Source organism: Mycoplasma sp. 5912 (assembly GCF_054353835.1).
In genome coordinates this window covers 17,828-29,631 of record NZ_JBTHHI010000006.1, presented here as the reverse complement: position 1 = coordinate 29,631, position 11,804 = coordinate 17,828, and the positions used below count along the sequence as shown (strand labels likewise).

Annotated in this window: 9 protein-coding genes; 7 read left to right on the top strand and 2 right to left on the bottom strand. The window is 28.2% G+C overall.

Annotated elements, in window-relative coordinates; all coding sequences use genetic code 4:
- Positions 1 to 13: 13 nt before the first annotated feature.
- Entirely contained in the window at positions 14 to 3,889 is a 3,876-nt protein-coding gene (locus ACXYRP_RS02715; RefSeq protein ID WP_458615161.1) for a hypothetical protein, read from the bottom strand.
- Between the two features lie 672 nt (positions 3,890 to 4,561).
- Between ACXYRP_RS02715 and ACXYRP_RS02710 the strand changes: the two genes are divergently transcribed.
- The 4 genes from ACXYRP_RS02710 (at position 4,562) to rpmA (ending at position 6,855) form a co-directional block, all read left to right on the top strand.
- Positions 4,562 to 5,869, top strand: a complete 1,308-nt coding sequence (locus ACXYRP_RS02710) for a YitT family protein (protein WP_458615160.1) — start codon at positions 4,562 to 4,564, stop codon at positions 5,867 to 5,869.
- 58 nt (positions 5,870 to 5,927) lie between these two features.
- Positions 5,928 to 6,173 carry a hypothetical protein gene (locus tag ACXYRP_RS02705; RefSeq protein ID WP_435129919.1) on the top strand — a complete coding sequence of 82 codons (246 nt, stop codon included), beginning with the start codon at positions 5,928 to 5,930 and terminating at the stop codon, positions 6,171 to 6,173.
- Between the two features lie 112 nt (positions 6,174 to 6,285).
- The gene (gene rplU, locus ACXYRP_RS02700; RefSeq protein ID WP_435129922.1) at positions 6,286 to 6,585 is read left to right on the top strand and encodes a 50S ribosomal protein L21; all 300 of its coding nucleotides are present in this window, start codon (positions 6,286 to 6,288) and stop codon (positions 6,583 to 6,585) included.
- Positions 6,586 to 6,591: 6 nt separating this feature from the next.
- A complete protein-coding gene (gene rpmA / locus ACXYRP_RS02695) occupies positions 6,592 to 6,855 on the top strand; it encodes a 50S ribosomal protein L27 (protein ID WP_458615159.1) in 264 nt (87 codons plus the stop codon).
- A 25-nt stretch (positions 6,856 to 6,880) separates the two neighbouring features.
- Here rpmA and ACXYRP_RS02690 read toward each other — a convergent pair whose 3' ends face one another.
- Positions 6,881 to 7,618 (bottom strand): DNA-processing protein DprA, encoded by a 738-nt coding sequence (locus tag ACXYRP_RS02690; RefSeq protein ID WP_458598066.1) that lies wholly within the window; start codon positions 7,616 to 7,618, stop codon positions 6,881 to 6,883.
- Between the two features lie 242 nt (positions 7,619 to 7,860).
- On the opposite strand from ACXYRP_RS02690, the gene ACXYRP_RS02685 reads away from it, so the two are divergent.
- From ACXYRP_RS02685 to ACXYRP_RS02675, 3 genes are read left to right on the top strand one after another with little or no spacing between them, the layout of a single operon-like run.
- The gene (locus ACXYRP_RS02685) at positions 7,861 to 8,940 is read left to right on the top strand and encodes an aquaporin (protein WP_458615158.1); all 1,080 of its coding nucleotides are present in this window, start codon (positions 7,861 to 7,863) and stop codon (positions 8,938 to 8,940) included.
- Positions 8,941 to 8,963: 23 nt separating this feature from the next.
- Positions 8,964 to 9,662 (top strand): NERD domain-containing protein, encoded by a 699-nt coding sequence (locus ACXYRP_RS02680; protein ID WP_458598062.1) that lies wholly within the window; start codon positions 8,964 to 8,966, stop codon positions 9,660 to 9,662.
- Positions 9,643 to 11,790 (top strand): helix-hairpin-helix domain-containing protein, encoded by a 2,148-nt coding sequence (locus ACXYRP_RS02675; protein ID WP_458615157.1) that lies wholly within the window; start codon positions 9,643 to 9,645, stop codon positions 11,788 to 11,790. The genes ACXYRP_RS02680 and ACXYRP_RS02675 overlap by 20 nt, the downstream gene beginning before the upstream one ends.
- Positions 11,791 to 11,804: the final 14 nt, after the last annotated feature.

The window sequence follows — 11,804 nt, the reverse complement described above, 5'->3', positions numbered from 1 at the left end:
TTGGTGCTATATTTTATGCTTTATTATTTTTCTTTTTCTTTAAATATCAACCAAATGAAAGTAGAGTTATAAGTGCGATTACAGAAGAAACTACTGCTGCTATTATTGCGGCTGTTGTTTTTGATTTGCTATTCCTAGAATTTGTAGGTGTTTTAGTTTCTGTATTAGTTGTTGTGCTTTCATTTGTTTTTGGTTTATCTTGTTTTGATTGATCGTTTGCTTTTGTTTGAGGGTTTTGCTCTGTGTTTGCTTGTTGGTTATTTGGATTTTTTGTTTCTTCTTGTGGTTGTGGAGTTTGTTTTTGCTCAGAAGTTATTTGTGAATCTGTTGGTTTTGATTGAGTCGGTTTATTTTTTTGATCAAGTTTTACTTCTACTTCGTTTTTTAAAGCAGTAAGTGCTTTGGTATTATTATTTTCTGGTTTATCTAATTTTGCTTGATATGTTGGTTTGTCTGCTTCTGAAAGCTTATTAATTAATGTTTGAACTTCTGCTTTTAAATCAGCTAAATCTTTCGCTGTCTTTTCATTAGCAAGTTGATCATTAACTGCTTTTTCCGCGATATTCAACTCTTGCAGATTAGTAGAATCATTAACTTGTTTGGTTAGCTTAGTTTTTGCATCAGTATTTGTTATTGTTGCTGCTAATGAAGCAATTTTAGGTTTTTTAGCATCAAAATCTCTTTTATCAGTTTCAGCATCTTGTTTATTTTGTTCATCTAATGCTTTTTGAACCTTAACTTTTACTTCGTTTACTTTTGAAGCATCTGTTGCAACACGTAATTCTTCTTGCAATTGAGATTTATTATTTTGGTCTTTAATTTGATCTATTAATTTCTGTGTATCTACAATTGCATTAATAAATATTGATAGTGCTTTATAAGTTCTTACAGAATCTGGCACATGATCTGAATCTTTTCCTTGAAGAAATTCAATTAAATGAACTTTTCTTTGATCTACATCAGAAAGTTTTCTTAAATCCATTACAACTGCAAATCTAAATTTTTCTAGCAATTGATTACCGATACCAATTGCTTTTTTAAGTTTTTCCTCTGAACCCTCAGCATCGCGAATAATTTGTCTAAATTTAGTAGTTCCAATTCCATTAACCCCATCTTCTTGACTAATAAACAATGTTTTTGTTCATAAATTATATGCATCAGCTATTAATTTACCAACAAAAGTTTTTGCTGCTTTAACAGTATCTACTGCCCTTGATAAATCAATAACATTATTTGTTAATGCCTTAGAAAATTCGGTTGAAACTGTATCAAATGATTCTTTTTTCTGTGGATTTGAATCAACTAACATTTTATCTAAATCAGATTTATTTTTATACTGAATAACTAATTCGGAATTTAACTCTGAATTTAATTGTGTTAATATACCTTGTTTAGTATTATCAGATTCGTTAGTTGGATTACCATATAGAAAATCATTAACCAATTGAGCACTAGTCATTGTTGCTTTATTTTTTTGATAATATTCTTTAAATGTGTCCCTGGTTTTTTGAACGGTTAATTTTTCAATTAAATCTGGAATCAGACTTTGATCTGCATCCACTGCTTTATTTTTCGCTTCAAATAATTTTGTTTTCAACTCTTGTAATTTTTTAAGTTTATCTGTATTTGATGTGGCTTTTTTGGCTTCTTCAAGTTCTTTATCAAAATTAGTTGATTGATCACTTGTTAAAGCTCCATCGGTTGCTTTTAAGGTAGCGATATCTGCTGCATTAGCATCTTCTAAAACTTTAATTATTTTTTCAGTTGTGGTATCTTCAACAATGCTTGATTCAACTGTTTTAAGGTTTGCATAGATAGTATTAATATCAGCTATTTCTTTATCACCATCTTTGGTTACATTATTGAAATTAGTTTGTTTTTGCTTTTGTGCTTCATTGATTATATCTTGAATGCTCTTTACATAACCTAATTCAACCTCGTTAATTGCTTTTCTTTTTGCAACAGCATTATTTGCAGTTTGTGTCTTAGTTAATAATTGTAAAAATTTAGCACGATTATCGATTTGGTCAAATTTAAAATTCTTGAGTTCATCTTCATTTTTGTCTTTTTGTACTTTTTCTATTGTTTCACTATATTCTTTTGCTTTTGTCGCAATTTTCTCAAGTATATCAGTAACAGACTTACTAATATCTGCAGAAGTTGCATCGATTTTATCTAAAATAGGTGAAATTATTTCATTAAATGATTTTAAAAGTTCTTGCTTTTTAGCATCATCAGCGATTTTATTTATTTCATCTAATGCGGCCTTTTTAATATTTAAAGTAGATATATATAACTCAGAAAGTCATTTAATTTGATCTAATTTTAATAATGAATCATTTACAGAAGCATTCAATAAATCAATGAATGCACTTTTAACATTTGATGGAACTTCTGTATTTTTATTTAATAAATCAACTTCTTGCTTAACAAAGTCTTGTTTTTTTAGTGTTGCATTAACTTGTTCTTCAAGCAAATTAATATCATAAAGTGTTTTACTTTCATCGCTTATTATTTGACTTAAATTATCAGAATATGTTTTTTGCACTGCATTGCTTGAATCTATTTTCGCAATCAACGCTTTTAATTCAGCAACTTTATTACGGAACATTTTAACAGATTTGATAAATGATTCTTTTTGAAGTTCTGGATTTTCATTCATTATTGAATCATATTGAATCTGAGTAACCCCTTGATCTAAATAGTTTCCGTTAAATAAACGTTTATTTTCTATAGTAATGATTTTTTCACCTGCTTGGTCAAATTTAACTTTAAAATTATCTAATCTTTGTGAAATAGCAAGTGTATGTGTATTAACTCACAATAAATCAAGTGCTTTATCAAGATCATTTTTTACTTTATCTAACTCTGCTTGTGTTTTTGCATTTTTAATTTGATTATCAAACTTATCTAAATCTTCTGACTGTTTAGTTAATTGAATTAATGAATCCTTTTGAGCATCTAAAAGTAACTGACCTCTTTGATTTTCATCTGTATTCTCAGTTTTTAATTTAGCTAATACTTTTGTTTTTAGACTTTTAAGTTTATCATTTACATTTGCATCAGGGTTATCTGATAGTGCAGTGTCTAATGAGATTTTAATAGCATTTAACTCTTTTTGTAATTGTGGCTGAGAATCTGCATTTGCTTCTTTTTTATCTTTTACAAGTGATATTAATCTTTGTAAATAATCTATAGTTTCAAAATTCTTTTGATAATCTGATCTAACCTTTAATAATTGAAGTTGCTTAACTAAACTATTCGGTTTATCTGAATCATCAATAGATGCAGCATATGCTTCATTTTGTTTAAAGCGATCATCATTTATTTTCGCTTCATCTGTTTGTTGTTTTTGAACTTTTCATAATAAATTTTGATATTCATCTAAATAAAAAGTTTTTTTAATTTCATCAATGAAGTTAGATTTTGCAACCTTGTTAAATAACGATTCAATCGCATCAGAAACTTTGATTAATGATCATGCTTTTTCAAAAAGAATTGACATCTTGTTAGCATCCATTTCGCTTGGGTTTGCTTTCTTATTAACCGTATTTAAACTACGTAAGTCGTCTAACAATTCATTGCTTTTATAGTCAAAATAAGATGTTTTTGAAAATCTCTTGGTATTTACAGTATTTTTAATAGCATTGATATCTTTTAAATATTGTTCTTTTCTTTCTACCGGCGCAACAGGAACAACATCAATTGGTTTTTCTTGTCTAGGTGGTTTGGGATTTATTTCAGTTTCCTTTGCTTTCTCTTCTGAAGTTAGTTCAGATAATCTAGGTGCATACACAGCAGCAATAACTGCAGCAGTAACTGCAGATGCAAAAACTGCTGAAGAAACTAAAAACATTGCTAATTTATTTTTCTTTTTCTTATCTTTCATAAGGTCCTCCATATATATATATATATGATTGTATTAATATTAATTTTTTTAATGTAGAATAATTGTATCAAATTTTGAGAATTTCCTGTGTTATTTTTTTAAATAAAAATGAAATTATTTTCTTACTTCTCGTACACAAAGTGATAAAATATTAAAAAAGGTGGCAGAGTGAATCTTGCTTGGATTTAATGCACACCTACTTACGGTTGGAACACCGTCTGAGTTATCGTATTAACAAAAGTAGGTGGTTGAAACTGTTTTTAATTACTTTAACGGATAACACAAGTTTGCCTGTGTGTTTGTTGACAACTGTGGTGGTTGCAATCAAACGTTACCAAACATAGGTTTTCGGTTGATCGCTATGTGAATAGCAGTATAAAAACTCCGTGTGTTAGTAGCACCCAGAATCCGAAAAGAGTATATTGACCAAAGTCAAGGTGCTTGGTGAAAACCCAGTATTTAAAATGAACCTTAGCTAAGTTCATGCTGTGCCAGAATAAAAGTGATTATCTGCAGCTCGGGAGTGTCGGACAACACTCTCCCTTTTTTTATATTTTGATTCATAAATGATAAAGTTTTTGTGGAAATATAACTTTATTTTCCCGTTACATTGTTATTTTTGAAAATACAATAAATTTCTTTTTTATTAAAAAAGAATAAAATTATATCAATATGACTTCATTAGATAATACTAATTCAAATGATAATAATTGCTGTGAGTTTCACATAAATAAAGCATTAGATGAGCATAAAGTTGCTAATATAGTAGACAAAAAAATAAACAATAATATCGATTTAGAAAACATCGAAAATAACACACATCATCTTAAATACAAGATGGGTGTATATCTTTTAAATTCTAAAGATCATGGATTAAATTTTAAAAGATTGTTCAAAAGATACTGAAATAAGGTAATCTTTATATTTATTGCTTCTTTATTGTTTAATGCAGGAATTCAAATCTTCTTAAAACGTGCAGAAACTATCCCATCTGGTGTTACTGGAATACCTACATTAATTCAATATGCAGTACCTGCTGTAGAACCTTATTTTGCTTTGTTATATTTAGCATTCAATATCCCGTTATTTATAATTTTTGGATGACGGATTAAAAAAAGCTTTATCTTTTTAACCCTAACGTTTATGTTATTTCAGATATTAACTAACCTTTTCTTTACTACCCCTGTAATATCTGTCGGCTTACAGGAATTCATTACATTTACCGAAAGAAATGAACCTACAAGCAACTGAAGTAATATCGTTTATTCTTTTATTGGTGCATTATTTATTGCTTTAGGTATCTCGATTTCTTGAAGATCGGGTGGATCGACCGGTGGAACTGATATTATTGCTTATTATTTTTCGGTTAAATCAAAGAAAAATGTAGGCCATGTGTTATCAATTATCGGAGTTGCTACTGCTATTACATTTTTAATCATCTTTGCTTTTTTAAAACCTAACTATTTATATCCCAATCCATTAGATAACGAAGGGAGGGTTATTACAAATATTGCAAATATGCCTGTATACAAGGATAATGCATTTATAAATGGTAGTTGAGATATAAATAAACTGAAAGAAATTTTTAACAATAAAAATAGTGTTAATGGGAGTGGTCCACATCGAATTTATTTTGGTATCCGTGAATTAACAACATTTTTATATATTTTAATTGTTAATGTTTTTATTGATATTCTTTATCCAAAATATAAAAAAGTTGATGTCACTATTATCAGTTGTAATCCTGAAAAAGTATTAGCTTACTTTCGTCTAATAAACTACTGACATTCATATCGAATAGAATCTTATAAATCAGGATATACAGGTAAACAAGCAACAAAAATTTCAACAGTTATGCTTATTTTAGAAACACCTAACATAATTTCTGATTTAAAATTAATTGATCCAAACATTTGAATATCAATTTCAAGGGTAAAACAAGTTGTCGGAAACTTTAATACCGAATTTGTCGAACATTAAAATTAGTGCTATTTTAGTGCTAATTTTATTTTTATTAATAATAAAAGTGGAGGTATAAATGAGACTTAATCAACTACAAGAAATTAAAGGAAGACAACTTAACAAGATTAAACCAGGTTTTGCTTTTTTAAGTTTACTCACTGGTATTCCTTTGTTAGCTTCATCACTTGCTTCAATAGTAGGTTTATTTAGAACAGCATTTTCTGCAAATGGTGAAATAAAAGATAAAACAACAACTTACAAATGAAGTCATAATGAGAAAAGTTCAACAACAAATTCTAAAACAAACTATATTATCTTTTAATTTGGATATAAACTCTTTTTGATATAATATGTCAGTTACCATGAGTAACCGTTCTGAAAAGGTTTAAGTAGCATTGCTCACCTTAAAGACGAGCCACTTTTTGGAGGATTGCATGTTAGCAATTATTGAAACAGGTGGAAAACAAATTTTAGTTAAAGAAGGACAAACCATTTTTATCGAAAAAATCGATGGAGAAGAAGGTAGTGAAGTAAAATTTGATAAGGTTTTACTTGTAGATACCAAGATTGGTACTCCTTATTTAAAAGATGCTTTTGTAACCGGAACAATTGAAAAACAAGGTAAAGCAAAGAAAATTATAGTATATCGTCACAATGCAAAATCAACACACAAAAGAAAGCTTGGACACCGTCAACCATATACACGTGTTAAGATAGTGTCTATTCAAGGATAATAAGAAATGGCAAAGACAAAAGCAGGTGGATCTACACGTAATGGTCGTGATTCACACTCAAAACGTTTAGGTGCTAAATTAGGTGACGGACAATTCGCTACTGCTGGATCAATTATTTATAGACAACGTGGAACCAAAATCCATGCAGGTAATAATGTGGGGCGTGGTGGCGATGATACTTTATTTACTTTAATTGATGGTTATATAAAATACGAAAGCAGAAGAAACAGAAAATTTGTTTCAGTATACCCTGAAAGAAAATCAAATTAACAAAAGAAGGGCATTCGCTCTTCTTTTAAATATTCAGTACCTTTGATATTGATCAAATCAGATTAGCACCCGATGCAATAAGTTGGTTATTACCATCATCAATATCAGAACCTGGAAAGCAAAATATTTCTTTGCCTAAGTTTAAAAATGCTGATATTAAATTATTTGACTTAGATTCTTTTTTTAGTGACAAGGATAACAAACATTTTGCTAGTGTTGCTGCAATAAAATTACTTTGTTTAAAGTATTTAATCTGTGGATGTGTATCAGGTGGATATTGACTTATAACAAGTTCATTATCTAAATTCATTCCACGATAATCATAACTATCAAGACCTTCCTTGGCTAAATGTATGATTTTACCTCCTTTAGATCGAAATAAATTTACAAATTCACTTTCGGTCTTTTTGTAATCATTGGTTATCAATACAACTTCTTTTACTAGTACATCAAGGTTTTTGTTTATTATGCTCCAATTATAAGTGTCTCAAAGTTCATTAATAATATAAAATTTTTCTTTTGCAGCAACTAAATCATAATTACCACGATAATAAATAGCAAAAACACATTCATTTATTTCATATAACTCCTTAGGATAGTTGTTTTCGATAATTGTTTTATATTCGATACCTAAATTTCTTAGATTGTTTTTAATATTTTCTATTTCTTTATTAGGAATCTGACTACCATTTTGAATGTGTTTATAAATTTGATATTGGTCGCCTTTAAATTTTGTACTAAAATATAAAATTACATCTTTCATCATTTCTCCGTTTTTATTATTTATTTTTTTACAAAATAAACTGTAAATGAACCAAAAAAGGAAATGAATTCATATGACTACACATTATTTTATATTATTTTTGTATAAAAAGGTATATAATAATCATTAAATAAATAACATTATTATTTATGTTTAATCACCATTTATATTATTTATATAATTAATAGAAATAAAATAATGTTTGAAATAAAAACTAAATCAAAATTAAGAACGGAAACATAATGGATAAAACTTGTAATTCACCCAAACCAAGTGTTTTTAGTTTTTTTAAACTAAGAAGAAAAAACAGAACATCTGCAGAGCGTCCCAAAGATATAAAATCTTGAATTATTCATGGTTTTTCAGAGTTTTTTGGAACATTATTATTAACATTACTGCTTGCGGGTTTATCTACTAATATAACTGTTGTAAAAGGACAAGGTTCTCCTTTAACAATAGAAAACTTTTTATTACATCCAATTGTAGTCGGTTTTTATGCAGGGTTTATCGCTGTTGGTTTAGTTTTATTTATTTTCATCAGATGAAGTAGCGACCTAAATCCGGCCGTATCGATGTATCGATATTTGAGTGGTAGTCAAACAGGTTGATATGTATCATATAAAATATTTATTCAAATGCTTGCGGCAATTGTTGCTGGTGCTATTATTTTTGGTGTTGGTAAAGCAACAGCAGCACATCATATTGGTTATTTATCTAATCAACCTTGAAATACAATAACTGCTACCAAAAAAGCATATTACTTTTTCCGTGGAGACTGAACACCTAATTATGCAATGCTAAGTGGTTCGATATGAATATTTTTTATTGAACTAATTATGACTGCAATCTTGCTTTTTCCTATTTTTTCGCCTAATATAAATGATAAATACCGTGATATCTTAATAATGTTTATTTTTTCTCTTACTGTATGAATGGGACTTTTAGCTGGTTCGGTAGCCATTAATCCATTTCGTGGTTTAGCACAACAATTACCTGTTCTTGCTTTTGAAAACAACATCGCTTCAGATGGATACTTACAAATTCAAAACACTTTGCAAGGCTATCATGTTATCAAAGATGCAACAAATTCTGTTTCTGATGCTGCAGTAGTATCTGTTTATCGAAATTCAGTAATTTCTGCAACAATTTCAATGATGTTAGGTGGTTTATTTGCTCCTGCGTTCTATATGTTTATGCAAGGATTGACTGCTCGATGATTTAATCCTTGTGTGCTAAAAATTATTGGTTTTAAAAATAAAAAAGCAGAATGTATGGAAAAATGTGAAGAATCAAACCAAAATGGTAAAATTGAACATAAATAGTTCAATTTTTTAATCGGAGTAATATGGATTGAAAAACACACTTAATTTTAACCATCTTTTTTATTAGTTTTTTTACTTTACTTTTTATAACCCTTGTGATTTGATATTTGATATGAAAATACAAATACGATTACAAAAGCAATAAAAAAGGACATATATATGAACAAAAAATTTCGCAAGCAATCAAAAAAGCATTAGTTAAAAAGAGTTTTGAATATGTAAATGGTGGAATTTTTTATTATCAACAAAAAGCATTCGAAACAGATGGATATTTAATTTCTGATTCTTTTTTAGTCATATGCGAAATTAAGTTATATCAAGGAGAAATAGTAGGTTCATGAACTGATGATAAACTTAAAATATATAACAAAAATCACAAAAAACCAAATTTTGTAAATAACCCTATCTTACAAGCACAAAGAAATCTTAATCATACCTTCAAGATTATTGGTAAAAATGTTCCATATGCATATTTAATTATTGTTCCGTATATTTCGGATATACAGATAAATGATTTAGAATCTCATATTATATTTATAACGGATGATAAAATTAATGAAACAATTTCAATGCTTGATGATTTTGCTAAAAAACAAATACCAATTATAAATAAAGATGATGTTAAAACACAATTAAATGCGATGAAAGCAAAAACAAATAAAGAAAAAAAGGACTTTAAGAAACTTATTCAAAAGGAAGCATATGAATCAAAAAGTAATTAATTTATTATCAGAAAAACTAAGAATCACAACATTTCAAGTAAACAAAGTTTTATCGATGCTGCAAGAAGGAAATACAATCCCTTTTATTTCTAGATACCGTCAAGATGAAACAAAGGGTTTAAATGAAGAACAAATTTTTGAAATAGAAAAAGAATATAAGTATAATGTTGAACTTGAAATACGCAAAGAAAGTATCATTGAAATACTTAAAGAAAAAGATTTGCTAACAAATGAAATCAAAAATGCGATTTTTAAAGCACAAACAAAAAGCGAGTTAGAAGCAATCTATGAACCCTTTAAAGTTGGTAAAATTACAAAAGCCAGTCAAGCTATTTCATTGGGTTTAAAACCACTTGCAGATAGTATTTTAAATAATAAAAATCCTAAATTTAACATCCACAATGAGGCCTCAAAATATTTAAATGATAAGATTACATCAATAGATTTTGCTATTGAACAGGCTAATTTCATTATTGCTCAAAATATATCTCAAGATGTTAAAGTTAGAGATTTTGTTAAAAAATATATCATTAAGAATGCTCATTTAAAAACTAAACGAAACAAAAGTGTAGAAGACCCTGAAAATAAGTTTTTAAGTTATTATAAATTTGATCGACACATTAGAGATGTTAAAAACTATAACATACTTGCAATTAATCGAGCAAGCAAGCTAAAAATCATAACTAAAAACTTTGAATATAAAAAAGAACCTATTATAAATGGTATTTTAAGGATAGTTGATAAACATAAAATTAATGAAAAAAATCTACTTTTACCATTACAGGATGCTTTAAAACGACTTATTTTAACTTCGATTGAAACAGAAATATTTAATGAACTTTTTGAAATAGCACAACATAAAGCAATTCAGATTTTTGCTAACTCAGTTGAAAAACTTCTAACTGCTCCTGCAACATACGGACATACAGTTTTATCAATCGATCCTGGTTATAAAAATGGTTGCAAAATTGCTGTTTTAAATCCAAACGGAGATGTTTTAAAAGTAGATAAAATTTTTCCTTCTTTTACAAGGTTTTATAGTAAAGAAAACAATAATCAACCGAGTGCTACTGGTAAATTAAAAGAATTATTTGCTCAGTTTCCACAAATAGATATAGTCGTTATAGGAAACGGAACAGCTTCACAAGAAACAGAGAGATTTATCGCTGAATTTATCAAAAAAAGAAAAATTAAAGTTAAATGAACTGTGGTTTCAGAGGTTGGAGCTAGTGTTTATTCTGCATCAAAAGTAGCCCAAGAAGAATTTCCTAACTTATCCGTTGAAGAGCGTAGTGCGATCAATATCGGACGTAAATTCTTAGACCCACTAAATGAACTAGTAAAAATCGATCCTAAATCAATTGGTGTGGGGCAATATCAACATGATGTAAACCAAAAAGAACTCGAAGAATCACTAAATCACAAGGTAAATAAGGTAGTAAATGAAACTGGAGTGGACTTAAACTCAGCAACAAAATCAATTTTGTCTTATGTTTCAGGCTTAAACAAAGCAAATGTTGAAAAAATACTTGAACATCGTAGAAATAATGGTGTATTTACAAATCGCAAGCAACTGCTATCTATCAAAGGATTGGGTGAAAAAACTTATCAACAGTGTATAGGTTTTTTGAGAATCTTTAATTCAGATAACTTTTTAGACAAAACCTTCATCCACCCTGAATCATATGATTTAGCAAATAAAATTATTAACAAATACAATCTAATACCAAACGAAAAAGGAATAGATGTTTCACATTTAAATATTGAACAACTTATTGATGAATTTAATTCAAACGAATATGATATTAAACTGATTCTGGATGCTTTATCTAATCCGATAAAGAATTTTGATAAAGATAAAACTGGTTTTTTGGTAAAAGATTTTTATCTAGATGAATGAGAATTGAACCCAGGTAATAAATTAAAAGGTACAGTTGAAAATGTAACTGATTTTGGTTTATTTATTTATATTGGACTTAAAAAACATCTTTTTGTTCCAAAAAAAGATGCTAATTTACTAGGTAGCTCAATCTATGAGCAATTTTATGTAGGAATGATAGTAGACACAGAAATAGTCGAAATAGATGAAAAAAGACATCGTATTAGTGGAAAGATTATAGATAAATAACTATATCAAGGATA